This window comes from Bradyrhizobium sp. 930_D9_N1_4 (assembly GCF_052076015.1).
Taxonomy (GTDB): Bacteria; Pseudomonadota; Alphaproteobacteria; order Rhizobiales; family Xanthobacteraceae; genus Bradyrhizobium.
The window spans coordinates 2157651-2183073 of sequence record NZ_CP197236.1 but is presented as its reverse complement, the minus strand read 5'-3'; the positions used below and the strand labels follow the sequence as shown (position 1 = coordinate 2183073).

Annotated in this window: 22 protein-coding genes; 4 read left to right on the top strand and 18 right to left on the bottom strand. The window is 63.7% G+C overall.

The features are described from left to right. Positions 1–3: 3 nt before the first annotated feature. From AB7532_RS10170 to AB7532_RS10120, 11 genes are all read right to left on the bottom strand, one after another. Positions 4–945, bottom strand: coding sequence for a DMT family transporter (locus tag AB7532_RS10170; RefSeq protein WP_441239231.1), 942 nt, complete (start codon positions 943–945; stop codon positions 4–6). A gap of 187 nt (positions 946–1132) precedes the next feature. After that, complete coding sequence (locus tag AB7532_RS10165) at positions 1133–1972, bottom strand: aldo/keto reductase (protein ID WP_441234659.1); 840 nt, start codon at positions 1970–1972, stop codon at positions 1133–1135. 8 nt (positions 1973–1980) lie between these two features. Beyond that, the gene (locus AB7532_RS10160; RefSeq protein WP_441239230.1) at positions 1981–2877 is read right to left on the bottom strand and encodes an SMP-30/gluconolactonase/LRE family protein; all 897 of its coding nucleotides are present in this window, start codon (positions 2875–2877) and stop codon (positions 1981–1983) included. Positions 2878–3046: 169 nt separating this feature from the next. Further along, a complete protein-coding gene (locus AB7532_RS10155; RefSeq protein ID WP_441233115.1) occupies positions 3047–3988 on the bottom strand; it encodes an IS110 family transposase in 942 nt (313 codons plus the stop codon). 252 nt (positions 3989–4240) lie between these two features. Beyond that, complete coding sequence (locus AB7532_RS10150; protein ID WP_441234658.1) at positions 4241–6946, bottom strand: nitrate reductase; 2706 nt, start codon at positions 6944–6946, stop codon at positions 4241–4243. Between the two features lie 16 nt (positions 6947–6962). Continuing rightward, a complete protein-coding gene (locus tag AB7532_RS10145; protein WP_441234657.1) occupies positions 6963–8183 on the bottom strand; it encodes an NAD(P)/FAD-dependent oxidoreductase in 1221 nt (406 codons plus the stop codon). Between the two features lie 10 nt (positions 8184–8193). After that, positions 8194–8622: a globin family protein gene (locus AB7532_RS10140; protein WP_441234656.1), complete on the bottom strand. Its 429-nt coding sequence runs from the start codon at positions 8620–8622 to the stop codon at positions 8194–8196. 119 nt (positions 8623–8741) lie between these two features. Further along, positions 8742–10133, bottom strand: coding sequence for an MFS transporter (locus tag AB7532_RS10135; protein ID WP_441234655.1), 1392 nt, complete (start codon positions 10131–10133; stop codon positions 8742–8744). Positions 10134–10468: 335 nt separating this feature from the next. Further along, positions 10469–11263, bottom strand: a complete 795-nt coding sequence (locus AB7532_RS10130; RefSeq protein ID WP_441234654.1) for an ABC transporter ATP-binding protein — start codon at positions 11261–11263, stop codon at positions 10469–10471. Between the two features lie 12 nt (positions 11264–11275). Next, positions 11276–12172, bottom strand: coding sequence for a nitrate ABC transporter permease (gene ntrB, locus AB7532_RS10125; RefSeq protein ID WP_441234653.1), 897 nt, complete (start codon positions 12170–12172; stop codon positions 11276–11278). Positions 12173–12234: 62 nt separating this feature from the next. Next, the gene (locus AB7532_RS10120) at positions 12235–13554 is read right to left on the bottom strand and encodes an ABC transporter substrate-binding protein (RefSeq protein ID WP_441234652.1); all 1320 of its coding nucleotides are present in this window, start codon (positions 13552–13554) and stop codon (positions 12235–12237) included. Between the two features lie 682 nt (positions 13555–14236). Here AB7532_RS10120 and AB7532_RS10115 point away from each other — a divergent pair. Both AB7532_RS10115 and AB7532_RS10110 read left to right on the top strand, forming a co-directional pair. After that, entirely contained in the window at positions 14237–15076 is an 840-nt protein-coding gene (locus tag AB7532_RS10115) for a formate/nitrite transporter family protein (RefSeq protein WP_441234651.1), read from the top strand. Positions 15077–15142: 66 nt separating this feature from the next. Continuing rightward, on the top strand, positions 15143–16870 hold the full coding sequence (locus tag AB7532_RS10110) for a protein kinase domain-containing protein (RefSeq protein WP_441234650.1): 1728 nt from the start codon (positions 15143–15145) through the stop codon (positions 16868–16870). A gap of 24 nt (positions 16871–16894) precedes the next feature. Here the strand turns inward: AB7532_RS10110 and AB7532_RS10105 are convergent, their stop codons facing one another. Further along, the gene (locus AB7532_RS10105; protein ID WP_441234649.1) at positions 16895–17554 is read right to left on the bottom strand and encodes an NAD(P)-dependent oxidoreductase; all 660 of its coding nucleotides are present in this window, start codon (positions 17552–17554) and stop codon (positions 16895–16897) included. Between the two features lie 35 nt (positions 17555–17589). Then, positions 17590–18459 carry an SDR family oxidoreductase gene (locus tag AB7532_RS10100; RefSeq protein WP_441234648.1) on the bottom strand — a complete coding sequence of 290 codons (870 nt, stop codon included), beginning with the start codon at positions 18457–18459 and terminating at the stop codon, positions 17590–17592. Between the two features lie 103 nt (positions 18460–18562). On the opposite strand from AB7532_RS10100, the gene AB7532_RS10095 reads away from it, so the two are divergent. Next, positions 18563–19456, top strand: coding sequence for a LysR family transcriptional regulator (locus AB7532_RS10095; protein WP_441234647.1), 894 nt, complete (start codon positions 18563–18565; stop codon positions 19454–19456). A gap of 27 nt (positions 19457–19483) precedes the next feature. Here the strand turns inward: AB7532_RS10095 and AB7532_RS10090 are convergent, their stop codons facing one another. Continuing rightward, entirely contained in the window at positions 19484–20401 is a 918-nt protein-coding gene (locus AB7532_RS10090) for a dioxygenase family protein (RefSeq protein WP_441234646.1), read from the bottom strand. A 157-nt stretch (positions 20402–20558) separates the two neighbouring features. Between AB7532_RS10090 and AB7532_RS10085 the strand changes: the two genes are divergently transcribed. Continuing rightward, positions 20559–21833, top strand: coding sequence for a serine hydrolase domain-containing protein (locus tag AB7532_RS10085; RefSeq protein ID WP_441234645.1), 1275 nt, complete (start codon positions 20559–20561; stop codon positions 21831–21833). 51 nt (positions 21834–21884) lie between these two features. Here AB7532_RS10085 and AB7532_RS10080 read toward each other — a convergent pair whose 3' ends face one another. From AB7532_RS10080 to AB7532_RS10065, 4 genes are all read right to left on the bottom strand, one after another. Next, positions 21885–23204 carry a TRAP transporter large permease gene (locus tag AB7532_RS10080; protein WP_441234644.1) on the bottom strand — a complete coding sequence of 440 codons (1320 nt, stop codon included), beginning with the start codon at positions 23202–23204 and terminating at the stop codon, positions 21885–21887. Continuing rightward, complete coding sequence (locus tag AB7532_RS10075; protein WP_441234643.1) at positions 23201–23716, bottom strand: TRAP transporter small permease; 516 nt, start codon at positions 23714–23716, stop codon at positions 23201–23203. Before AB7532_RS10075 ends, AB7532_RS10080 begins: the two co-directional genes overlap by 4 nt. An 82-nt stretch (positions 23717–23798) precedes the next feature. Next, positions 23799–24794, bottom strand: coding sequence for a TRAP transporter substrate-binding protein (locus AB7532_RS10070; protein ID WP_441234642.1), 996 nt, complete (start codon positions 24792–24794; stop codon positions 23799–23801). 382 nt (positions 24795–25176) lie between these two features. Beyond that, complete coding sequence (locus AB7532_RS10065) at positions 25177–25410, bottom strand: hypothetical protein (protein WP_441234641.1); 234 nt, start codon at positions 25408–25410, stop codon at positions 25177–25179. Between the last annotated feature and the right edge of the window lie 13 nt (positions 25411–25423).

Here is a 25423-nt window from a genome sequence, read left to right as displayed (position 1 = left end):
GCGTCAGGGGTTCGGAGAACGCTCTTCCAGCACCAGCAACTGAGCGCGGCGGATGCGCTCGCGATGGGCGATATAGAGACCACTGGCGACGATGAAGGCCGCACCAGTGATGGTCCAGACGTCAGGCACTTCACCGAACAGGAAGAAGCCCAGAATGCTGACCCAGAGCAGTTGCGTGTAGGAGAACGGCGCCAGCACCGAGGCATCGCCGTAGCGATAGGCAAGTACGATGATCCACTGCCCGACGGTGGAGGCGACACCGATCACGATGCCCAGACCGATCGCGGTCCAGGTCGGCGTGACCCAGACGAACGGCACCATCACGCTGAGGATCGCAACACCCGTGAGCGCGGAATAGGCCATCGTGGTGACAACGGCTTCGCGCCCGCTGATCATGCGCGTCAGGATCAGCGCGGCGGCCCAGCAGAACGCCGAGATGATCGGGAAGAACGCAGCGACGTGAAACGCGCTCGAGCCCGGGCGCAGGATGATCATCACACCGGTCAGGCCGATCGCAGTCGCGATCCACCGGCGCATGCCCACCTTCTCGCTCAGGAAGACGATCGAGAGCGCGGTGACGAACAGCGGCGAGACGAAGCCCGTCGCGGAGGCTTCCGCGATCGGCAGAAAGCTGAGCCCGGTGATGAAGAACAGCGACGAGCCGAGCAGCGCGGTGCCGCGCATCAGCTGGAGCCCAAGCCGCTCGGTGCGCATCGCATAGATCGGCGAAGCCGGCAGCATCACCGGCGTGAACATCAGCGCGAAGGTGACAAAGCGGATCCAGGTGATCTCGATCGACGGCAGGCTCGACGAGAGATATTTCGCAGTGACGTCGGAGCAGCCGAGAAACACCGTCGACAGCAGCACCAGCGCGATGCCCTTGAAGGGATGATCGACGCGTGCAGGCGCGCGGCGAGCCTCCTGCTTCTTCTCCGGCACGGGCATGGGAATACTGTCGAGCCTTGCGGCTGCGGCGGGCGGCGGTGTCACGGCTGGAACCTTGGAGAAATACGATTCGGGAATGATCGTAAAAACGACAATTGCGCCGCTTTCACAACTTCCGAAAACAGGATGCCGATATGCACTGACGTCCGCGCGCGTCAATACTCCATTAATAATAGGGCTTTGTGCACTACAGCATGGGCAGGCCGCGCGGCTTCGGACCGCGCGGAAACGCCGCATCCAGCGCCGAAATCTCCTCTTTCGTCAGCACGAGATCGCCGGCCGCCGCATTTTCAGCGGCATGTTCGGCGGATGACGCCTTCGGGATCGCGAACACCGTAGTCGCACGGGTGAGGAAGCTCAGCGCGACCTGACGCGGTGTCACACGACGCGCCTCGGCAATGCGCGTGAGCACCGCGCCGCCCTTGCTGCGCGCATCCGGAAAATCATCGTGGCCGAACGGCGAATAGGCCACGACGGCGACACCGTGCTGCTCACACCACGGGATCACCGCATGCTCGATCGCGCGCTCCTTGAGATGATAGAGCACCTGATTACAGGCGATCCGGCCTTCGCCCGCCACATCGAGAATTTCGTCGAGATCGTCGGCATCAAAATTGGAGACGCCCCAGGATTTGATCTTGCCTGATTTCACCAACTCCTCGAACGCGGCGACGGTATCCTCGAGCGCATACGAGCCGCGCCAGTGCAGGAGATAGCAATCGAGCGTGTCTGTCTTCAGACGTTTCAGCGAACGTTCGCAGGCTGTGATGGTGCCGCGACGAGACGCGTTGCTCGGCAGCACCTTTGAAACCAGGAACAATTCGTCGCGACGCCCGGCGATCGCATCGGCGATGACGAGCTCGGCATCGCCATACATCTCGGCGGTGTCGATATGGGTCATGCCGAGATCGAGCCCACGCTGAAGCGCCGCGATCGCGCGCTTGCGATCGCCGTGGTCGAGATACCAGGTGCCCTGCCCGATCACGGAGACGTTCGTGCCGGTCTTGCCGAAGGGTTTTGTGTTCATGTGAATGCTCACAGTCCGCTGATATCTGCGACCAGCACGCTGCCGGTCGCGGACTCCGTAATATAGAGCCGATCCTTGCTCGCGCCACCGATCGCGACATTGGTGCAGTTCGGTCCCGCGCACGACTTGAGCCGCGCGATCAACTCGCCGTTCGGCGCGAACACGAAGACATGGCCGAGCGATGCGTGGCCGACGAACAGGCGCCCGCTCGCATCCATGGTCATGCCGTCAGGCCCGCTGGTGCCGAACAGCGAGCAAAAGCGGCCGACCTTCGATACGTTGCCGTCCTTCATGAACGGCAGCCGCCACACCGCATTGTCGCGCGTCATCGCGACGAACAGCACGGTCTCGCTGGGGTCGAGCACCAGGCCGTTCGGGCTGATGCCGGTGTCGATCAGGCAGTCGAGCTTTCCACTCGGGGCGAGCCGATAGACGCGACCGCTCGGATCATGCAGGCCGGTCTGGCCCTGATCGGTGAAGAAGATGTCGCCGTTGGAAGCGAGATGCAGATCGTTGCAGCCGCGGAAGGACTCCGAATTGCGCGCGGTGAGCACCGGCGTGATGCGGCCGGCGCCGGCGTCGAGCTCCATGATGCCGTGCATGTAGTCGGCGACCAGGATGCGGCCATCGGCGGCGATCTTCAATCCATTCGGCCAGCCCTCATATTCGATCACCAGCGACCACTCGCCATCAGGGGTAATGCGGAAGATGCGACCGAAGGGAATGTCGACGATGTAGAGATGGCCGTCTTTGTCGAACGACGGTCCCTCGATGAAACTGTCGGTCGGAACACCTGGCCGGTTGGCATCGGCCCAATCGCTCCGCACGCCCTTGCGGCGGAACTTGTCGGGCATGCCGGAGAAGAGCTTTGTCTCGATCAGGCGCGGCGGCGTTTCCAGGTACATCATTTTTGTTTTTGTGATTGTTGAGGGGGGAGAGCGCGGCAACATAGGCCACAATCGCGGGCGCGTCGATTGCGACCGGGGCATGGCTGCGTCCATGCCGCTCTCGTGTCCCGGACGCGCTGCAGCGTGAAACGCTGCTGCGCAGAGCCGGCAACTGTTATGTCGGGTGTTATGTCGGGCAGGCCTTCAAGTAGGGTTTCCTGTCGCGCATCATTGCGTTGAGGACGGTCAGGAGCTTCCTGGCGACGGCAATGAGGGCGAGCTTGGCCGGTTTGCCGGCCTGCCGAAGCCGTGCGTAGAAGGCCTTGAAGGGATCGGCCCGGCGGACCGCGTTGAGCGCAGCCATGTAGAGGGCGTCGCGAACGCGCTTTCGGCCGCCGGCGATCTTGCGTTTGCCGCGGAAGGCTCCGCTGTCGACGTTGAAGGGGGCGAGGCCTGCGAGCGCCGCGATCTGCTTAGCTCCAACACTTCCCAGTTCCGGCATCTTCGCGATGAGCTGCATGCAAGCCACGGGACCCACACCAGGTAGTGAGCGCATCAACCGCGCATCCTCCGCGATCTCTGGCTCGACCTTGATCAGTCCCTTGATATCGGTCTCGATCTCGGCGATCTCGCTGTCGAGAACCTCGATAAGGCGGCTGATGCGTTCGGCCATGGCACGGTCGTCAGCCTCGCTACGCCTGTTCTTCTCCTGCGCGCGCATGAGAACCAGCTGATCCCGCCGTTTTGCAAGCCGCGCCAAAGCGTTGCGAGCGGGATTGGCGGCCTGCTCGGTTGCCGGCTGCAAGGCCCGGGCAAAGGCTGCCAGCATCCGCGCATCGATCGGATCGGTCTTGGCGAGCTGACCGCTGGCGCGTGCGAAGTCGCGGGCTCGGGCCGGATTGATCCGGGCGAAGCGGATGCCGGCCTGACTCAGTGCCTCGCGAAGCTCGAGGTCATAGACACCCGTCGCCTCGAAGACGACTAGCACATCGCATCGCCAACGCGCCGCGATCTGCATGATGGCCTGCGTCGCGTTGGCGATGCGCTCCGGTACGCCCAGGGCCTCATCGAAGATGTCGAGATATTGTTTGGAGACGTCGATTCCGACGCAACGAAGGGTTATGATCATGGTGCCTGTCCCTGTGATGCGAGGTCTGTTGGCGCAGCCTCGTGCAACTGTTCAGGTTGGTAATGGAACGGGCGGGAGACCGAGCCGGCTCACGGCGTCAAGCGCCTAGGACCCAACGGCTTCCCGCCCAACCCCATCCTGACAGACTTCCAAGACACAGGGACCCAGAAGGCCAACGCTCCGCTGCTGCATGGGCCCCGGCTCTGCAGCGCATCACTTCGTGCTGCGCAGCGTCCGGGGCAAGAGACCTGCCTACCCCGCCGCGCCCGCGAGCTTGGCCTGTTTCGCCGGAGCCACCTCCGTCGTCGCGATCAGGCGTTTCAGCTCGGGAATGCAGGAGCCGCAATTGGTGCCGGCCTTGAGCTTGGCGCCGATCTCGACGGCGGTGCGCGCGCCCGCGACGATGGTCTCGCAGATGGTGCCGCGGCCAACGCCGAAGCAGGCGCAAACGACGGGGCCGGTCGAGGCCGCGCCTTCGCTAGACTTGCCTGACAGCAGCATGCGGCGCTGCTCGTCGGTGACCTGATCGGCCACGAACAGGCTCTTCACAACCTCCCAGTCGCCGGCATCATGCGCGGGGCCGACGAACAGGCAGGCCTCGATGCGATCGCCATCGAACGAAGCCGCACGATAGACACCGCCGCCGAAGTCGCGGTACTCGGCGACATCCTCGCCGGCGACGCCGTCGAGCCAGGCCGGCCAGCGCGACAGATCCGCATTGTCGGCGAAGAGATAGCCGAAGCCGCCGGCCACCGTGACGCGGGTCCACATCAGGTTTGGCGGCAGCTCGAGCTGCTTTCGCGCGAGCGCAAAGCCACGGAAGACGTATTCATACGGCGCGATCGCCGCCGGCGTCGCCTTCGATTCCGGCTGTCCCGAGAACGGATCGGTGAACGGCGCGACCAGCGCGCCGACACGGCCGTGCGAGGCGTTCATCGCGCTCCAGTGGATCGGCGCAAACAGCGTGCCGCGCTGCTGGCGGTCGCTGACGACGACCTTGAGGATACACTGGCCGTAATCGGTGGTGATGCGGGCAAAGCCGTCATGGACGATGCCATATTTGCTGGCGTCGTCAGGATGAACCTCGACGAACGGCTCGGGCAGATGCGCACCGAGCCGCTGGCTGAGACCCGTGCGCGTCATGGTGTGCCACTGGTCGCGGATGCGTCCGGTGTTGAGCCGCAGCGGACGCGACGGGCCGGTCTCGCCGCGCAGCGCCGGCACTTCAGGCGCAACGAAGCGCCCCTTGCCGTCATTGGTGAAGAAGCCGCCGCTCGCGAAGAAACGTTCGCCCGGAGTCTGGCCCTCGCGCGCGGGCCACTGCACCGGCTTCAGGGCGTCGAAGGCCTCGTCCGACAGCGAGGTCAACGCGCCGATGTCGAAATCACGGCTGCCGTCGTTCTCGAACGCCGACAGCGCGGCATGCTCGCGGAAAATCTCGGCGGCCGATTTGTAGTTGAAGCTGTCGCCGAAGCCGAGCCGCTTTGCGGTCTCGCTCAGGATCCACCAGTCCGGCCGCGCCTCGCCCGGCGCCGGCAGGAACGAGCGCTGGCGCGAGATGCGGCGTTCGGAGTTCGTCACCGTGCCGGATTTTTCGCCCCAGGCCAGCGCCGGCAGCAGCACGTGCGGGCCGGCCTCGACAGTGTCGTTCGAGAGCACGTTTTCGGAGACCACGAACAGCTCGAGCTTCTTCAGCGCCTCGCGCACGAAGTCCGCATCGGGCAGCGACACCGCGGGGTTGGTGCCCATCACCCAGAGCGCCTTGACCTCGCCGCGGTTGATCGCCTCGAACAGCTGCACCGCCTTCAGGCCCTCGTGGGTGGCGATGCGCGGCGCCTTCCAGAACCTCCGGACACGGTCGATGTCCGGCGGCGTGAAGCCCATGTGCGCGGCGAGCATGTTGGCGAGGCCGCCGACCTCGCGACCGCCCATCGCATTGGGCTGGCCGGTCAGCGAGAACGGCGAGGCGCCGGGCTTGCCGATGCGCCCCGTGGCGAGATGGCAGTTCAGGATGGCGTTGACCTTGTCGGTGCCCTGCGCCGACTGGTTGACGCCCTGCGAATAGAGCGTGACGACGCGAGGCGTCTCGCGGAACATTTTGAAGAAGGTCGCGACGTCCTGCTCGGAGAGGCCCGTCGCCAGCGCGGTCGCGGTGATGCTGCCGGCGATGTTGCGCGAGCGCGCCAGCGCCTCGTCGAATCCCGACGTGTTGCTCGCGATGTAGTCCTGATCCAGCGCACCGTTGTCGGCGAGATGGACCAACAAGCCGGAGAACAGCGCGGTGTCGGTACCGGGCTTGAGCCCAAGGAACAGATCGACGTCGCTTGCGGTGTCGGTCCGGCGCGGATCGATCACGACCATGCGCGCGCCGCGCTCCCCACGGTTCTTCAGCATGCGCTGGAACAGCACCGGATGGCACCAGGCGGCATTCGAGCCGACGAAGACAAGCAGATCGGCCTGGTCGAGATCCTCATAGCAGCCCGGCACGGTGTCGGCGCCGAAGGCGCGGCGATGACCGGCGACCGAGGACGACATGCAGAGCCGCGAATTGGTATCGACATTGGCGGTGCCGACGAAACCCTTCATCAGCTTGTTGGCGACGTAATAGTCCTCGGTCAGCAGCTGGCCCGAGAGATAGAACGCGACCGCATCGGCGCCGTCACGCGCCACGATGTGCTGCATGCGATGGGCGACGTGGTCGAGCGCATCGCTCCAGGCCACGCGTTCGAGCGCGCCCTTGCAGCGGATCATCGGATAGAGCAGCCGGCTCTCCAGCCCGACCGTCTCGCCGAGCGCGGAGCCCTTCGAGCACAGCCGGCCGAAATTGGCGGGATGGTCGGGATCGCCTGATATCGCCGCCCCACCCTTGCCGTCGGGCGTTGCCAGCACGCCGCAGCCGACGCCGCAATAAGGGCAGGTCGTCTTGGTGGCGCGGAGATTTGGGTCGATCGCCGTCATGTCAAGCCGCCCTTCCTCAAGCCGCTTTGGACGGACGCGCGAGCGCGCGGCCGAACATCATGTCGGCGCGGATCGCCGCGACCTTGTCGCGATTGCGGATCAATTCGAGATACCACAGCGCATCGACGGTATCGCCGATCAGCACGGCGCCGGTGAGCCGGCCATCGGCGATGACGAGCTTCTTGTAGGTGCCGCGCCTGCGGTCTGACAGCACGAGGCTCTCGCTGCCCTCGCCGCCCATGAAGTCGCCGGCGGAGAACACGCTGACGCCGGACACCTTCAGATTGGTCGAGACCACGCTGCCCTGATAGGCCGCGGGCCGGCCGGCCAGATGCCGCGCCAGCACGCGCGCCTGCTCATAGGCCGGCTCGACCAGGCCATAACAATTGCCGCGATGCTCGGCACATTCGCCGAGTGCGTAGATGTCGGGCGAGGCCGTCTGCATCTCGTCGTTGACGACGATGCCGCGGTTGACCGCAATGCCCGCGTCCTTCGCGAGCCCGATGTTCGGCCTGATGCCGGCGGCGAAGATCACGGCGTCCGCCTCGATGCGGGTGCCGTCGGCGAGCTCGACGGCTTCGACGTGGCCTTCTTCGCCATGGATGCGAGCGGTCGAGGCATTGAGCATGATGCGGATGCCCTTGCGCTCGACCAGCGTCTTCAGCAGGTTGGCAGCGGGCCCATCGAGCTGGCGCTCCATCAGCCGGTCCATCAGATGCAGCAGCGTGACCGGCGCGCCGGCCTTGGCGAGGCCGTAGGCCGCCTCGAGACCGAGCAGGCCGCCGCCGACCACGACGACGCGCTTCCTGGCAGCCGCAAGCGTCAGCAGCAGATCGACGTCGCGGGTGTCGCGGAAGGTGTGCACACCGGCAAGATCGGCGCCGGGTACGTTGAGCCGCAGCGGCGTCGAGCCGATGGCGAGAACGAGCTTGGAATATTCCATGCTCTCCTCGCCCTCGATCTTGAGCTCGCGACGGCCGGTGTCGATCTCGGTGACGCGATAGCCGTAGCGCACGGTGACGCCGCGATGGCGCCACCAGTCCGCAGGCCGCAGCTCGATCTCGTGCGAGCCGGTCTCGCCGGCCAGCACGGAAGAGAGCAGCACGCGATTGTAAGCGAGCCGCGGCTCTTCGCCGATCACGGCGACCGCGTAGCGGCCGAGCGCGGTCTTGGCGAGCTCGTCGACCAGACGCGCGGCCGCCATACCGTTACCGACGATGACCAGCGGTTCACTCACAAGGCATCTCCTATTCAGCGGCCTGCGCCTGAGCGCCATAGGCCTCGGAAATCATGTAGCCGGACAGCACGCCATAGGCGTCGGTCCAGGCTGCGGCGAGCTCGGGCGTCCAGGCCTCGCCGAGACCCTTCTCCAGGGTCCACAGCAGGGTCGCGCCGACCACGGGGTAGTGCTCCGCCTTGGCGCCATAGCCGACGTGGCGCTTGGCGAGCGCCGAGGCCGCGGGAAGAATCGTCCCGAGGTTCGACAAACCACTGACGACGGCAGCGAGCATGCCCATCAGCTTCTTGCGCTGCTCGGTCATGTCCTCGGGAAACATCGCGCGCACGGACGGCGCCACCTCGAACAGGCGATCGTAGAACAACACCGCGGCTGCCTCCGAAATCGGGGCGACCTTGGAAAAGCTCTGCTGGACGAGGGTGATCTGTTCGGGCGTCATGATGTTCTCCTGCCTGTTGGGTTTGCCTTGGTGCGCGCCATTGCGAACCAGGTTCATGGTCAAACTGTCGGGCAATGCTTCTCCCCGCGTACGGGGAGAAGCGAGATTCATACCAAGGCTCAGACTCGTGCTCCGGCGAGGCTTGAGGCGCCTTCACCCTGCGGGCTGCGACGCAGGTAGAACCACCAGGTCAAAGCGAGGCAGGAGGCGTAGAAGCCGAGGTAGATTGCGAGCGCGAGCGACGGCCCGCCGGTCAACGCGATCGACTTGCCGAAGCCGCTCGGGATCAGATAACCGCCGACGGCACCGACCGCGCCGATGAAGCCGACCGCCGCACCGCTCTCGATACTCGCCGTCTTCAGGGCGGCGCTACGTGCCGCATCGCCCTGGCCGCGCACCCTGAACAGGTTCTGCTCGCGGAAGATCGAGGGGATCATGCGATAGGTCGAGCCGTTGCCGATGCCCGTCGTCACGAACAGGATCAGGAACATCGCAAGGAAGCCGGTGAAGTCCTTGTGCCCGACGAAGTAGAGCACGCCGACCGTCGCCGCGGCCATCACGATGAAATTCCAGAACGTGATGATGGAGCCGCCGATCCTGTCGGCGAGCCAGCCGCCGAACGGACGCGACAGCGAACCGACCAGCGGCCCGAGGAAGGCGATCGCGATCGTCACCGACGGGAACTGCGTCTTGATCAGCAGCGGAAACGCCGCCGAATAGCCGATGAAGGACCCGAACGTGCCGATATAGAGATACGCCATGATCCAGGTGTGCTTGCGCTTGACCACCGCGAGCTGGTTCTTGATCGACGACTTGGCCGTGGTGAGGTTGTTCATGAAGAACACCGCGCCGAACACCGCGATCGCAATCGGCAGCACCCACATCAGGCCCGCATTCTGAAGGAAGATGCCGTCGACGGGGGACGCCTGGAACAGGTTGATGACGGCAAGCGTCATCAGGATCGGGGTCAGGAGCTGCACGCTGGAGACGCCGATATTGCCGCCGGCGGCGTTCAGGCCGAGCGCCCATCCCTTCATCCGGTCCGGGAAGAAGAAGGAAATGTTGGTCATGCTGGAGGCGAAGTTGCCGCCGCCGAGGCCGGCGGTCGAGGCGATCAGCAGCATCAGCCAAAACGGCGTGTCGGGCTGACTGACGAAATAGGCAAGCGACAGCGTCGGGATGAACAGGATCGCCGCACTGAAGATGGTCCAGTTGCGGCCGCCGAAGGTCGTCACCGCGAAAGTATAGGGAAAGCGCATCAATGCGCCGATCAGACCCGGCACGGCGACGAGCTGAAACAGCTGGTCAGTGGTGTAGTGGAAGCCCGCCTGCGGCAGCTTGGTGGTGACGATGCTCCAGATCAGCCAGACCGAGAAGCCGATATGCTCGGCCACGATCGACCAGATCAGGTTGCGTCGCGCGATAGTCTTGCCAGTCGCATTCCAGAACGCCTCATCTTCGGGGCGCCAGTCTGAAATCCAAGTCGTATTTGGAGTCGGATTCGTCGTCATTGAGTATCCCTTCCAGGCTCACCGCTGCGTCGTTGCAGGCTCAGCCTCCGCATGGAGGCGCGCGCCGGGGCCAAGCCCCGGTGGCGAGTTCACGATGCTGATTGATGATGTTGAGGGACGTCGTCGTTGGCGTCGGGGAAGGTAATTCAACTTCCGTGCCAACTGCCCACGATCGGGAAATACAGGGAATTCAGCGGCTTATTCGAATTGCCCGAAATTTTCGCACGACCATTCCGCACGCAAATTTTGCGATTCGCTCAATCCCTGTGCGACGCACAAGGATTGAGCTTCTTGAACCAAAATTAGGCGCGAGGTTTCGCGCGTTAACGCGGCGTTTACGCGGCCTCGACGAAGCGATGACGTTCATAGAGGAATTCGAGCACGCGCTGGCGGCACTTCAAGTAGGTCGCGTTGGTCGCGAGATCGAGTCGCTTGCGCGGGCGCGCGAGCGGCACTTCGAGCACCTCGCCGATGCGCGCGCTCGGCCCGTTCGTCATCATCACGATGCGATCGGACAGCAACACGGCCTCGTCGACGTCGTGGGTGATCATCAGAATGGTGTTGCCGAGCTTCTGATGCAGCGCCATCACCGAGTCCTGAAGATGAGCACGTGTCAGCGCGTCGAGTGCACCGAAGGGCTCATCCAGCAGCAGCACCTTCGGCTCCATCGCCAGCGCGCGGGCGATGCCGACACGCTGCTTCATGCCGCCGGAGACTTCGGACGGACGCTTGTCCCTGGCATGGGCCATTTGCACCAAATTGAGATTGTGCATGACCCAGGCGTCGCGCTCGGCGCGGGACTTGGTCCTGGCGAAGACCTTGTCGACGCCGAGCCTGACGTTCTCGTAGACGGTGAGCCACGGCAGCAGGCTGTGGTTCTGGAACACAACGGCGCGATCGGGCCCCGGCGAGTTGACCTCGCGGTTTTCAAGCAGCACGCCGCCGGTGGTCGCGGTGGTCAGCCCAGCGATGATGTTGAGCAAGGTCGACTTGCCGCAGCCGGAATGGCCGATGATCGAGACGTATTCGCCCTTCTCGATCGAGAGGTTGATGTCCTTGAGCACCTCGGTGGAGGCGGCGCCCCGGGTAAAGATCTTGTCGATGTGGTCGAGCTTCAGATAGGCGGTCATGTGCTCTCTCCCTCAATTCTGCGCGGTGCCGCGGGTGACGATGTTGCCGAGGCCCGCGATCAGGCGGTCGAGCACGAAGCCGACGATGCCGACATAGAACAGCGCCAGGATGATCTCGCTGATATGCGAGGAGTTCCAGGCGTCCCAGATGAAGAAGCCGATGCCGACGCCGCCGATCAGCATTTCAGCCGCGATGATGGCAAGCCAGGACAGGCCGATGCCGATGCGCAGGCCCGTGAAGATATAGGGCGCCGCTGCCGGAATCATGATCTTGCCGAAGAACTCGAGCGGGTTGAGCTGCACGACGGCCGCGACATTGCGGTAGTCCTGCGGGATGTTGCGGATGCCGACCGCGGTGTTGATGATGATCGGCCAGATCGAGGTGATGAAGATGACGAAAATCGCCGAAGGCTGGCCGTCGCGGAATGCCGCGAGCGACAGCGGCAGCCAGGCCAGCGGCGGAATCGTGCGCAGCACCTGGAACAGCGGATCGAGCCCGCGCATGGCCCAGACCGACTGTCCCACCAGCACACCGAGCGCGATGCCGGCGATCGCGGACAGCGAATAGCCGAGCGCGACGCGCTGGAGACTGGCCGAGAGATGCCAGAACAGGCCCTTGTCGATGCCGCCATGGTCGAAGAACGGATCCAGGATCAATTCCTTGGTGTCCTTGAACACTTTTGACGGCGGCGGCAGCGCCGAGCCGGCGCGGCGGCAGACCAGCTCCCACACCAATGTCAGCAGCGCGATCACGACCAGCGGCGGGATCACGCGCACGGCGGTTTCCCGCGCCATTCGTGCATAGGCTTCACTGCGCGGCGGACGCTTTGGCGTCATCGCGACGACCGGCGCGGCAACGGAAGCAGGCGCCGCGGTCTCAACCTCAATCTTCGTGGCAGGCATGTTCATCGAAAATCCCTCTCCGGCTTCAAAGGACGATGCGGCCGCCCGAGGGCGGCCGCTGGGCTCCATCAGACTTCGACACGCTTGATCGCGAGCGATTTCAGATAGGCTGCCGGATTTTCGGGATCGAACACTTTGCCGTCGAAGAAGGTCTCCTTGCCGCGTGAGGTGGAGGTCGGAATCTCGGAGGCCGCGACACCGAGCGCCTTGGCCGCATCGCGCCACATGTCCTCGCGGTTGACCTTGCCGATCAGCGCCTTGGTGTCGAAGTTCGCCTCGTACTTGCCCCAGCGGATGTCCTCGGTGAGGAACCAGAGATCGTGGCTCTGGAACGGATAGGAGGCGAAGTCGCGCCAGTACTTCATGATGTGCGGCGAGTTCTCGACCACCTTGCCGGGGATCCCGTAGTCGAACTTGCCAGCGGTGCGATCGAGCACGTCCTCGACCGGGCAATTCATCCACTGCCGCTTGCCCATGATGGCAGCGAGCTCGGCCTTGTTCTCGGCCTTGTCGGCCCATTGCTGGGCTTCCATCACCGCCATGAGCAGCGCCTTGGAGGCCTTCGGGTATTTGTCGACGAAGGCCGCGCGCATGCCGAAGGATTTTTCCGGATGCTTGTTCCAGAGCTCGCCGGTGTTGATGGCGGTATACCCGATGTTCTGGTGAATCAGCTGCAAGTTCCAGGGCTCGCCGACGCAGAAGCAATCCATGGTGCCGACCTTCATGTTGGCCACCATCTGCGGCGGCGGCACCACGATGGTCTCGATGTCCTTGTCGGGATCGATGCCGCCGGCAGCGAGCCAGTAGCGAATCCACAGATCGTGCGTGCCCCCGGGGAAGGTCATGGCGGCCTTCACCGACTTGCCGGAGGCCTTCTTCTTCTCCAGCGCTGCCTTGAAGGGCGCGGCGTCGACGCCGAGCTTCAGGTCGGCATATTCGTTGGCGACCGAGATGCACTGGCTGTCGAGATTGAGCCGCGCCAGGATGTACATCGGCGTCGGCTGGTTGTTCTGCGTCACCTTGCCGGCCGAGATCAGGTACGGCATCGGGGTCAGGATATGCGCGCCGTCGATGCCGTTGCCCTCGGAGCCAAGCACGAGGTTGTCACGCGTGGTGCCCCAGGAAGCCTGCTTCTGCACGTCGGTATCGGGCATGCCGTATTTGGCGAATAGGCCCTTGTCCTTGGCGACGAAGAGCGGACCGGCATCGCTCAGCGCGATGAAGCCGAGCTTGGCGCCCTTGACCTCGGGGCCTGCATCCTGCGCGAAGGCGCCGGCGGGGAAATTGAGCTTGGCGGCGGCGAGAAGAGCGGCGGTCGAACCGGTCGCCTTCAGCAGTTGACGGCGGGTCAAGCCGGACTCCGAGGGCCGGCGAATGCGCTTGGTCATAGGCGGTGTCGTCCTTTGCATCGTTGCAGAATTGATGGCGTCAGTGCTCGCGAGCAGCCCGTCCGTCCGTGACGCCAGAAAAGGCGCATGCGAACGCATGGCGGGGGAGACCCCCGTCTGGTGGCGTCAGCAAAATCGGATGAGAAGTCTCGCGGGACGGCTTCAATGGCGTCGACATGGAACTATTCAAGCTTCATGCCAAGCACCGCACTGCTAAAAGACAATATAAATCAATTATTTGCATAAGCCGCGCCAGACTGCCGCAGGCAGGCCGCGCACGTCAAATTTGCCAATTGCCCATAACTTGTGCGCCGCACAAATCTTATGCAGGCGCCTAAGCAGCGGGCCGCAGGATTGGCAAAAGCCAGATCGAGGTCGGCGCCATCCGGCTGATATCGCTCGGTTTTTCTGACCAGCCTGAGCGGCACGCAACTTGCTTCTTCAAGGGCGTCAACGAAGACTGCGGCTTGCCGCATCGCTGCGGCCTCTGGCGGCCGCATCCGGAAGCTCAACTGCTTCGCGGCCCTTACCGGCTCAGTTGTCGTGACGCGATTCCCAAGGCTTCCAGACCTTCATAGCCCTCGTGCGCGGCGAATCCGTCCGCACGGCCCAAGACGTTAAGCCACGTTCAGCCGCGCTCTCGGGCGTGTCGATCTCACTTACGAAGCAAAAGGAACCATTGATGTCGTATCTCGCGCCTTCGGAATTCGTCACCAAGATGGTGGATGCGGGCGAGTCCAAGATCTTCATGTCCACCCGGGATACCATCATCCGCGCCTACATGGCCGGCGCCATCCTCACGCTCGCGGCATGGTTCGCCGTCACGATCAACGTCAACACCGGCCAGCCGCTGATTGGCGCGCTGCTGTTTCCGGTCGGCTTCGTCATGCTCTACCTGCTGGGCTTCGATCTGCTCACCGGCGTGTTCGTGCTCTCGCCGCTCGCTTTGATCGACAAGCGTCCTGGCGTCACGATCGGCGGCGTGCTGCGCAACTGGGGCCTGGTGTTCATCGGTAACTTTGCCGGCGCGTTCACCGTCGCCTTCATGATGGCCTTCGTCACGACCTTCGGCTTCTCGCAGCCGCCCGACAAGGTGGGCACCGCCATCGGCATCATCGGCGAAAGCCGGACGCTCGGCTACGCCGCGCATGGTGCGGCCGGCATGGCGACACTGTTCCTGCGCGGCATGCTCTGCAACTGGATGGTCTCGACCGGCGTCGTCGGCGCCATGATCTCGACCTCGGTCCCCGGCAAGGTCATCGCGATGTGGATGCCGATCCTGGTGTTCTTCTACATGGTGTTCGAGCATTCCGTCGTGAACATGTTCCTGTTCCCGTCCGGGCTGCTGCTCGGCGCAAAATTCTCGATCCTGGACTATTTGATCTGGAACGAGATCCCGACCGTGCTCGGCAACCTCGTCGGCGGCCTCGCCTTCACCGGCATGACCCTCTACACGACGCATGTGCTGACGAAGCCGAAGCGCGAGCCGGTTGCGAAGGCACAGACCCGCGCCGCAGCCTGATCGATTGATGCTCAACAAGGGAGTCTCGCCTGATAAGGTGAGGCTCCCTTTTTATTGGTGGCGCGGATGAGCGGCGGGCTGCAAATTTCGATCGGGCAGCACTCCGACAAGGGGCGCAAGCCGGTCAATCAGGACTTTCACGGCGTCCTTATCCCGGAAGAGCCGCTGTTGACCCTGAAGGGCATCGCGGCAGTTCTCGCCGACGGCATCTCCAGCAGCGCGGTGAGCCAGGTTGCCAGCGAGTCCGCAGTCAAGAGCTTCCTGACCGACTATTACTGCACCTCCGAATCCTGGACGGTGAAGACGTCGGCGCGGCGCGTGCTGGAAGCGACCAATTCGTGGCTGCATGCCGAGACGCGGCGCAGCCAGTACGCCTACGAGCGGGACAGAGGCTATGTCTGCACCTTGACCGCAATGGTCATCAAGTCGGCCACAGCCCATATCTTCCATGTCGGCGACTGCCGCGTCTATCGCACCGCCGGCAATGCGCTCGAGCAGCTCACGGACGATCATCGGATCATCGTTTCGTCGGAGCAGACCTATCTCGGTCGCGCACTCGGCATCAATTCGCAGATCGAGATCGACTATCTGGCCATTCAGGTAAGCCCGGGTGACACCTTCCTGCTGGCAACCGACGGGGCGTACGAATTCGTCGATCATCGTTTCGTCACGGGCGCACTCGAAGCGCACGCGGGCGATCTCGACGTTGCGGCCAGGGCCATCGTCGAAGAGGCCTATCGGCGCGGCAGCGACGACAACATTACGGTCCAGATCCTGCGGATCGATGAGGTGCCGCAGGCCGAGTCATCCGACATCCTGACCCGGACCTCCGAACTGCCGCTGCCTCCCTTGCCGGAGCCGCGGGCGTTGTTCGACGGCTACAGGATCGTCCGGGAGATTCACGCGAGCAGCCGCAGCCATATCTACCTGGCCGTGGACGTCGCGACAGACGAACCGGTCGTGCTCAAGCTCCCCTCGATCGATTTGCGCGACAATCCCGCTTACCTGAAGCGCTTTCTGATGGAGGAGTGGATCGCGCGCCGCATCGACAGTCCCCACGTGCTGCAGCCCCGATCGCAATCGAAACGGCGGAACTACGTCTATGTCGCGACCGAATTTGTCGAGGGACAGACGCTCCGGCAATGGATGATCGACAATCCGCGCCCGGATCTGGAGACCGTCCGCGGCATCGTCGAGCAGATCGCGACGGGCCTGCGTGCCTTTCACCGTAAGGAGATGCTGCATCAGGACCTCAGGCCCGACAATGTCATGATCGACAAGACCGGCACCGCGAAGATCATCGACTTCGGCTCGGTCAGGGTCGCGGGCGTCGCCGAAGCCGTGCCGGAGACCAACGACATCCTCGGCACGCTGCAATACACAGCCCCGGAATATTTCCTCGGAAACGGTGGCTCTCCGCGCTCGGACATGTTTTCGCTGGCCGTCATCTGCTACCAGATGCTGACGGGTGAGCTTCCTTATGGCGCGGCGATCGCCAAGATCCGCGGAAACTCGGATGTGAGGAAGCTGAAATATCGCACCGCCATGGGCGACAACCGCGACGTGACGGTCTGGGTGGACGGCGCGCTCAGGAAGGCGCTGCATCCTGATCCCTACAAGCGCTTCGAAGACCTGTCCGAATTCATCTTCGAGCTGAGAAACCCCAATCCCGCCTATCTCAGCACGCGGACCACGCCCCTGATCGAGCGCAATCCGTTGCTTTTCTGGAAGCTGACGACGGTGACTTTGGCCTGCGCCGTCGTCGTCCTGCTGGCACTGCTGCACGCGCGGTAACGCCGCTCGCAGCAGCGCGCCACCTCACCACGTAATCAACGGAGATCGATGCAGCCAGGTGTCGGCGCGCAGCTGATCCAGGACGAATCGCGCGACGTCTTCCCGCGCGATGGTTCCGCCATGGAAGCCCGAGAGATCGGTGAGCGCTCTGACGACGCCGCGGCCGGGCTTGTCGTTCAGGACAGAAGGACGAACGAGCACCCAGTCCGACCCGCTGTCTCTGACGATCGCCTCCTGCCGGTTCTTGTCGGCATATACCTTGCGCAAGAGCAGCGGAAAGATCAGCTTGTCGAACAGCAAGCCGCCATGGCCGGCACTGTCGCCGGCGCCGATCCCGGTGATGCAGACCAGACGCGAGACGTGTTCGGCCTTCATCGCGGCCACGAGCGCACGCGTCGCGGCCGACAGAAGCGTCACCTCCCGGAACGGACTGGCCGGCGTGCCGAGTGCGCTGACGACGGCCTCGCAACCTCTCAGCGCCCCGCGCAAGGCGGCCTCGTCGCGGGCATCGCCGATGACGAGCTTCGCCCCTTTCAGATCGCCCGCCTTCTCGGCGGAACGCACGAGGACGGCGACGTCGTAGCCGCGCGTCGCAGCCTGGCTCACGATCAGGCGGCCGGTGGCGCCGGTCGCGCCAAGAATCAGAATCTTCGGCGGGTCAGGGGTAGCAGTCGAATGGGTCATGATGAAAATCCTTGTCGTGGGATTGAGTGTGTCCGTCAGGCCGAAGCCGCGGTCTCGGAAGCGAAGTCGCGATAGGAGCGCAGCGGACGGCCGAGCATCGCGGTCAGTCGTTCGACGTCGCCCGCCTCCGGGATCATTCCATCGGTGAGAAAACGCTCGCTCATCAGGCGCATGTCGAAGGCCATCCAGCTCGGCATGAATTTCCTGAGATTTTGCTCGAAGGCGACGGTATCATCGCCACCATAGGCAATCGCACGCCCCAGCACCTCGGACCAGATAGCGGCGGCTTTCGCGCCGGTCAGCATCTCGGGCCCGACCAGGTTGATACGTTCGAGCGACAGCGGCGTTGCGGCCCGCTCGCGACGGACGAGTTCGATGGCCGCGATCTCGCCGATGTCGCGTGCGTCGATCATGGCGAGACCCTTGCTGCCGATCGGCATCGGGTAGACGCCGTAGCCGGTCACCACGTCCTTGATCGTGAGATCGTTGTTCATGAAGTAGGCGGGACGCAGGATGGTGGCGTTGAAACCCATCCGCTCTATCATCCGCTCGACGCCGAACTTGCCCGCAAAGTGCGGCACGTTCACGTAGAGATCGCTGTGGATCACCGAGAGGTAGACGACCCGCTCGACGCCGGCCTGGCGAGCGACATTGAGCGCGATCAGCGCCTGGGTGAATTCATCCGGCACCACGGCATTGAGCAGGAACAGGGTCGAGACGCCCGCGAACGCGCCGCGGAGCGCGTCGACATCGAGCAGGTCGCCCTGCACGACGGTGACGCCCGCCGGCAGGTTTGCCTTGGCGGGATCGCGAACGAGCGCGCGCACATCGGCGCCACGCTTGATGAGTTGCTCGACGACTTGGCGGCCGACGGTGCCGGTTGCGCCGGTAACGAGGATGGTCATGGGGATCACTCCGGTTGGGGTCAAAACACATCCCGGAATTTAGTGATCCACATTTGGGCCGATAGACGATATATTTGGACATACCGTCTCACTGGTGGAACAGATGGATCTACTTGCCCTCGCCGATTTCAATCTCGTCGCTCGCCATGGCGGGTTCGGAAAAGCCGCGCGCGCCGCGGGACGCCCGAAAGCCACCCTGTCCCGGCGGGTTGCCGAGTTGGAGAGCAGCCTCGACTTGCGTCTCTTCGAGCGCGGCGGACGCACGCTCAAGCTCACCGAGGAAGGACGGGCGCTCTACGAGCGGACCGCGGTGTTGCTCACCGAGCTCGACGAGACGGCGGCAGCGATCGCCTCTGGCGGGGACAAGCCGAAAGGCAGGTTGCGGATCAACGCACCCCTGCTCTTCTCGCAAACCGCGATGGGCAGGCTTGCAGCCGGCTTCGCGCTCAAACACCCGAACGTCCGGCTCGAGGTCACGACGGAAGACCGGGCCGTCGATATGATCGAGGAAGGTTTCGACCTCGTGATCCGGGTCAATCCGGCTCCGGATGACAGCCTTGTCGGACGCATCTTTCTGCGCGACAGATTGATGGTCGTCGCCAGCCCCAGCCTGAAACGACCGAAGGGCCATCTTGCCGTTCCTGCTGTCGTACGCGGAACGGGCGACGAAGTGACGGCCTGGGACGTCAAACGCTCCAACGGCACATCCCGTATCGCCGTCGATCCAGTGCTTCGCGTGTCATCGCTGATGATGGTTCGTGACGCTGCGCGCGCGGGCGTCGGCGCTGCTCGCCTTCCCGTGTCGCTCGTCAGTCACGATCTGGCAGCCGGCAGGCTGGTGCGTTGGGGCGATGTCGATGGACCCGAGATCGCGCTATGGACGCTCTATCCATCACGGCGCCTGTTGAGTGCGCGCGTCTCCGCCTTCCTCGACTTCCTGAAAGACGCCTTTCCCAGGGGCACGCCGGACGAGCTGGCAGCCTATATCGGGAGTTAATGCGCAATGCCTGTTGCGAAAGGGTCGTCAGGCCGGCTCCGCCGCCTTCGTCCCCAGCGGCTTCGGCGCCATGCCGCCGCCGGGCTTGAGGTGGAATTCGTAGGTCATCAGATGCCACTGTCCGTTCGCTTTGGCGCCATCGGGCATCGCGGGATCGTTGCGCGGCTCGACCTTGGCGACGAGGTCGTCCTTGACCCCGAACACCACGTCGGAATCGAGGTATTTGTCGCCGTCCATGAACACGTGGGTGATCAGCGGCTCGTGCCCCCTGGCATTGACCAGGAAGTGCACATGCGCCGGGCGCATCGGATGGCGCTTGGTCTGCATGATCATCTCGCCGACCGGGCCGTCGGTGGGGATCGGATAGCTGCACGGCAGGATGGTGCGGAAGAAGAAGCGGCCGTCGCTGTCTGTGATGAAGCGCGCCCGCGCTGAAGCGCCGACCTCCTCGTAATTCGCTTTCTGTGAATCGTAGAAGCCGTCGTCGTCGGCGTGCCAGACGTCGACGGGAACATCGGCGAGCGGCTTGCCCTTGAGATCGGTGACCCGGCTCTGCACGAACATCCGCTCGCCGGTCCGGTTGTTCGGCGAGATATCGGTGCCGTGCGCGGTGACCTTGTGCTCGCCGACATAGAAGGGTCCAAGCACCGTCGTCTCGGTGGCACCCTCGCGCTCGCGATGGTTGACGGCGTCGACGAGCATGGAGACGCCGAGCACGTCGGACAGCAGGATGAACTCCTGCCTTGTGTCGGTGCATTTCTGACCGGTGCGGGTCAGGAAATCGATGGCATATTCCCATTCCGGGAAGGTGAGACCGGTCTTGCTCACGTAATCGTGCAGCGACTTCACCAATTCCTGGAGCAGGAATTTTGCGCGCGCATCGGGTGTGTTGTCGAAGCTCTCGACGACGGCTTCGGTGAGTTCGGTTTCGTTGAACTGGGTCATGGCAATTGGGCTTCCCGTTTTCGATCTTCTTGTTGGTCCCCGAGGGGGTTCTGGGAGGAGACTACACCAGCCGGAGGGCCCGCGTTAAGCGCGGACCGGCTTGGAATGAGGGCACGATTTCGCTATCAACGCCTGAGAAAATGGCCCGGAGGAACTGATGCTCGCCCCTACCCCCGCTTCGCCCGAATCCGTCGGCATGTCCAAGGCCGCGCTCGACCGCGTCGATGCGCACCTGAAGAGCCGGTACATCGATGCCGGCCGCTTCCCCGGCACGCATCTGCTGGTCTACCGCCGCGGCAAGATCGCCCACAGCTCGGTGCAGGGCCTGGCCGATGTCGAGCGCAAGGTGGCGGTCAAGGACGACACCATCTACCGCATCTATTCCATGACCAAGCCGCTTACCAGCGTCGCCTTCATGATGCTGGTCGAGCAAGGCCTCGTCGCGATCGACGAGCCCGTCGCCAAATACATTCCGGAATGGAAGGATCTCGGCGTATTCGTCGCCGGCACCTCGCCCAACTTCCTGACCCGGCCGCCCTCCCGGCCGATGCTGATCGTCGACCTGCTGCGCCACACCGCCGGCCTGACTTACGGCTTCCAGCAACGCTCCAATGTGGATGCCGCCTATCGCGCCGAGAAGATCGGCGAGGTCGAGAAGTCAGGCACGCTCCAGAGCATGATCGAGAGCCTCGCAAAAATCCCGCTGGAGTTTTCCCCGGGTGAGGCCTGGAACTATTCGGTCGCGACCGACGTGGTCGGCTACCTCGTCGGAAGGATTTCAGGGATTCCCTTCGAGCAATTCCTGAAACAGCGCATTCTCGATCCGCTCGGGATGACCGACACCGACTTCCACGTGCCGGCCTCGAAGGCGCATCGCTTCGCCGCTTGCTACAACGCCGATCCCGCGGGCGGATTCACCTTCCATGCCGGCCAGCGCCGCGAGGGCCTGACGCTGCAGGACGACCCGACCAAAAGCTCGTTCCTGTCGCCGCCCTCCCTCATCTCCGGCGGCGGCGGGCTGTGTTCGACGATGGCGGACTATCTCACCTTCTGCCGCGCGCTGCTCAACGGCGGCGAGCTCGGTGGCGTCCGCCTGATCGGGCCGAAGACACTGGCGCTGATGGCCAGCAATCACATTCCGGGCGGACGGTCGCTGCCGGAAATGTCGCGCTCGCTGTTCTCCGAGGCAAGCTACAACGGTATCGGCTTCGGTCTCGGTTTTGCCGTGACGATGCGCCCGGCGGAGACGCTGGTCGCCGGCAGCCCCGGCGAATACAATTGGGGCGGCGCGGCGACGACCTCGTTCTTCATCGACCCGGCCGAAGAGCTGATCACGATCTTCATGACGCAGGTGCTGCCGTCGAGTGCCTACCCGCTCCGCCGCGAGCTGCGCAGCATGGTCTATGCCGCGATTACCGAGAGCAATCTCTGACCGGTTGAACCGATCCCGCGGCGTCGGCCGCGGGATCGGGAAATCAGACGCTCATTTCAACATCTCCGGCACGATCAGGCGCGGCAGGAACAGTGATACGTCGGGCCAGACGATGACGGCCGCCAGCACCAGCAGCATCGGGATCAGCATGATCACCGTGTCCTTCAAAGCATAGCGCAGCCGCACGCCCGCGATCGAACAGGCAATCATCAAACACAGCCCGTAAGGTGGCGTCACCAGGCCGAAGGCCAGCGAGACGATCGAGATGATCGCAAACTGTACCGGGTGCAGGTCCACGGCCCTGGCCAGCGGCTCGAGCACGGTGCCGACGATGACGATTGCCGGAATGGCGTCGAGAAAGCAGCCGACCACCAGAAAGCAGAACGCGATGAAGAATCCCGCGGTGATCGTGCCCATGCCCCAGGTCGAGACATTGGCTAAAAGCTCCTGCGGAATCTTGTAGTAGGCCAGCAGCCAGCCGAATGCGCTCGCGGTCCCGACGCAGAACAGCGCAACGCCGGCGAGGCGTCCGGTGTCGAGCAGTGCCCGGTACAGTTCACGCCAACCGGTCTCGCGATAGAAGAACGCGGACAACGCCACGGAATAGAGCACCGCGACGCAGGCGGATTCGGTTGCGGTGAACCATCCAAGCAGAATACCGCCGACGATGATGAACGGCGTCATCAGCGCCGGGATCGAGCGCCAGATCGCGCAGCGCATGTCGCGCCAGCTGTCCTTCGGATAGGTCGGGTAACCTCTTCTCACAGCGTAGACATGCACCGTCGCCATCTGGGCGCCGGCGATCAGGAGACCCGGGATGATGCCGGCGAGATACATCGCGGCGATCGAGGTCGAGATCAGCCCGCCCCACACGATCATGAGGATCGAGGGCGGGATGATGACCGCCAGAACCGCCGACACCGCCGTGATGGCGATGGAGAACGAGAGGTCGTAGCCTTCCTTGGTCTGCGCATCGATGAAGATTTTCGACTGGCTCGCCGCGTCGGCAGTCGAGGAGCCGGAAATGCCCGCGAAGAACACCGACAGCACGACGTTGATCTGCGCCAGCGACCCCGGCCAGTGTCCGACCATCGAGCGCGACAACGCGACCAGCCGGTCGGTAATGCCGCCGATGCTCATCAGATTGGCGGTGAGCAGGAAAAACGGCACCGCGAGCAGGATGAATGAATTGTAGGCGTTGAAGGTTTCCTGCGCGACCATCATCATCGAGAGGTGAGGCTCGATCAGAAGGATTGGCACGCAGGCAAGGCCGAGCGCGAAGGCGACAGGCACGCGCACGATCAGCAGGCCGATGAAGACCCCGAACAGCACCATCGCGGCCTGTCCGGCAGAAAGAACATTTCCGCTCATTGCTTCGCCCCAGCCAGGATACGCATCTCGTCGAGGATCTGTTCGCCGGCGAACACGATCCAGGTCACGCCGGCCACCGGCCAGGCGACGTGGATCAGCCAGAGCGGCAGATCGGCCAGCTCCGACGTCCTGTTCCAGGCGAAGCGGGTGAATTCGATGCCGGCCCACACGAACACGAATGCCAGCGCCAGCACGCCGAGCCTGGCGAGGATTCGGACCGCAGCCTCCGACCGCCGCGACAGGTCGGGCCAGACATCGACTTCGAAATGCTGCGACTCCCGGATGCCGACCATGGCGCCGATCATGATGGTCCAGACGAACAGGAACCGCGCCATCTCCTCTGTCCAGATGTAGGACGGAATGAGCGGGGTGTAGCGCGATACGATCTGCAGCGTCACCGGAACGACGAGGATGCCGACACAGGTCGCGAGAAGGATTTCAAGCAATTTCGCATAGGCCGCCGTCGCTCGGCGCCAAAGCGACGGGTTCGGCACAAAGGGTATTTCGGTCATTGGAGCTCCGCGGGCGGCAACCATCACCAAAGAGGCAAGCCGTCAGGCTTGCCTCGATATTCCGTCGGCAGACATGGAGACGTCAGGCGACGTTGATCTTCTCGAAAATGCCCTCCGCGCCGATGTCCTTGGCGTAGGTGGCCATCACGGGGTCGGCGAGCTTCTTCATGGCGTCCCGCTCCTCGAACGGGACCCGCTTGAGCTTGCCGGCCTTCTCCAGCGTGTCGAGCTTGATGACCTCCTCGCTCGATTCCAGTTGTCGGCCGTAGTCGCCGGCTTCCTTGCCGGCCTTCATGATCGCGTCCTGCAACTCCTTCGGCAACGTCTTCAGCGTCTTCACCGAGAAACAGATCGGCCGGATCGAGACGGCGTGCTGGGTCAGGTTGAGATGCGGTGCCACCTCGTAGAACTTCATCGCCTCGACGCCGGCCGCCTCGTTTTCGCCGGCCGAAATCACGCCGTTCTGGATCGCATTGTAGATTTCGTTATAGGCGATCACCGTCGGGCTCATGCCGACGGCCGCAAAGGTCTTCGACCAGATCGGCGCGCCCTGCACGCGAACCTTGAGGCCCTTGAGGTCGGCAAGATTCTTGAGCGGCTTGTTGGCAAAGATGTTGCGGATGCCGCCGCCGGAATAACCGATCAGCACCACCTCAGCCTTGGCTGCGACCTCGTCGGCGATCGGCGCCAGGATGTTGGCTTCGACCACCTTGTTCATGTGCTCGATGCCCTTGAACACGAAAGGTGCATCGATGAACGGGGCCGCCTTGGCGAAGGTCGACATGTGAGCCGGCGAGACGATGCCGTAATCGACCGCCTTGCCCTGCGACATGTACTCGAAATACTGCTTCTCGAGGCCGAGCGAGGAGTTCCTGTGCAGCGTGAAGTTGACGGGCTTGCCGTAGTACTTTTTCACCAGCTCTTCGAACCGGAGCAGTGCCCGGTTGAAGGCGTGGTCGTCGTTGAACTGGACCGCGCCGTTCAGCGTGATCGGCGCCTGTGCCCTGAGGACCGACGGCATGCCAATGGCCGCCGCAGTGGTCGCGCCGAGACCTGCGAGAAATGATCTTCGCTTCATCGCCTCCCCTCCCTGTGATGCCCCGGCCCTGTCGCCGGGCCGTGAGCGCAGCCGCTGTGCGGCTTGCATGCGGGAAGCGTATGGAAAAGGTCGGCGGGACGGAAGTTATTTCGCGTGTGTGGGCGGTACTCTTCGTCGCAGGGCTGCTTTCGTCGAACCTGCTGCACTGCAACTCACGCTCCAACTGGCGCGCGGCGGCCGCATGGGCAGCCTCCCCATCTATCGGGAGACGGAGGACGTGCGGACCTGTGCATTGCACGCAGAGATCCGCACGCTATTCCTTACAGACCTAGTGGAAATGGCCGATCAGGTAGATGCCGCCGCCAATCACCAGCACAGCGGGTACGGCCCACAAAATCAGGACTGGCATGTGTCATCCTCCTCAGTTTGACGTGCAGACCTTGACGGTTTTCATGCCGCTCTCGGCCTCGGTGCGCGACTTGTAGATCGTGCCCGAGGGGCTGACGACGGTCATGGTCGTTTCCGTCGGCTTCCTGTCGACGATCGTGCACTTCTTCGTCTTGACGTCCTGCACGACGTAGAACTCGTCGGCCGCGAACGCCGGCAGGGAAAATGCAGCAACCATCAATGCTGCAGTTGCGATTTTCAGCTTCATTCTTTCCTCCTCC

Bases quoted from the DNA above. Each gene is read 5' to 3' on its own strand.
- ntrB (WP_441234653.1), bottom strand. From the start codon at position 12,172: ATGAACATGCCTGCCACGAAGATTGAGGTTGAGACCGCGGCGCCTGCT.
- AB7532_RS10160 (WP_441239230.1), bottom strand. From the start codon at position 2,877: ATGTACCTGGAAACGCCGCCGCGCCTGATCGAGACAAAGCTCTTCTCC.
- AB7532_RS10080 (WP_441234644.1), bottom strand. From the start codon at position 23,204: ATGAGCGGAAATGTTCTTTCTGCCGGACAGGCCGCGATGGTGCTGTTC.
- AB7532_RS10140 (WP_441234656.1), bottom strand. From the start codon at position 8,622: ATGACGCCCGAACAGATCACCCTCGTCCAGCAGAGCTTTTCCAAGGTC.
- AB7532_RS10110 (WP_441234650.1), top strand. From the start codon at position 15,143: ATGAGCGGCGGGCTGCAAATTTCGATCGGGCAGCACTCCGACAAGGGG.
- AB7532_RS10135 (WP_441234655.1), bottom strand. From the start codon at position 10,133: ATGACGACGAATCCGACTCCAAATACGACTTGGATTTCAGACTGGCGC.
- AB7532_RS10095 (WP_441234647.1), top strand. From the start codon at position 18,563: ATGGATCTACTTGCCCTCGCCGATTTCAATCTCGTCGCTCGCCATGGC.
- AB7532_RS10170 (WP_441239231.1), bottom strand. From the start codon at position 945: ATGCCCGTGCCGGAGAAGAAGCAGGAGGCTCGCCGCGCGCCTGCACGC.
- AB7532_RS10100 (WP_441234648.1), bottom strand. From the start codon at position 18,459: ATGACCATCCTCGTTACCGGCGCAACCGGCACCGTCGGCCGCCAAGTC.
- AB7532_RS10090 (WP_441234646.1), bottom strand. From the start codon at position 20,401: ATGACCCAGTTCAACGAAACCGAACTCACCGAAGCCGTCGTCGAGAGC.
- AB7532_RS10065 (WP_441234641.1), bottom strand. From the start codon at position 25,410: ATGAAGCTGAAAATCGCAACTGCAGCATTGATGGTTGCTGCATTTTCC.
- AB7532_RS10070 (WP_441234642.1), bottom strand. From the start codon at position 24,794: ATGAAGCGAAGATCATTTCTCGCAGGTCTCGGCGCGACCACTGCGGCG.
- AB7532_RS10150 (WP_441234658.1), bottom strand. From the start codon at position 6,946: ATGACGGCGATCGACCCAAATCTCCGCGCCACCAAGACGACCTGCCCT.
- AB7532_RS10085 (WP_441234645.1), top strand. From the start codon at position 20,559: ATGCTCGCCCCTACCCCCGCTTCGCCCGAATCCGTCGGCATGTCCAAG.
- AB7532_RS10105 (WP_441234649.1), bottom strand. From the start codon at position 17,554: ATGACCCATTCGACTGCTACCCCTGACCCGCCGAAGATTCTGATTCTT.
- AB7532_RS10075 (WP_441234643.1), bottom strand. From the start codon at position 23,716: ATGACCGAAATACCCTTTGTGCCGAACCCGTCGCTTTGGCGCCGAGCG.
- AB7532_RS10120 (WP_441234652.1), bottom strand. From the start codon at position 13,554: ATGACCAAGCGCATTCGCCGGCCCTCGGAGTCCGGCTTGACCCGCCGT.
- AB7532_RS10115 (WP_441234651.1), top strand. From the start codon at position 14,237: ATGTCGTATCTCGCGCCTTCGGAATTCGTCACCAAGATGGTGGATGCG.
- AB7532_RS10165 (WP_441234659.1), bottom strand. From the start codon at position 1,972: ATGAACACAAAACCCTTCGGCAAGACCGGCACGAACGTCTCCGTGATC.
- AB7532_RS10130 (WP_441234654.1), bottom strand. From the start codon at position 11,263: ATGACCGCCTATCTGAAGCTCGACCACATCGACAAGATCTTTACCCGG.
- AB7532_RS10155 (WP_441233115.1), bottom strand. From the start codon at position 3,988: ATGATCATAACCCTTCGTTGCGTCGGAATCGACGTCTCCAAACAATAT.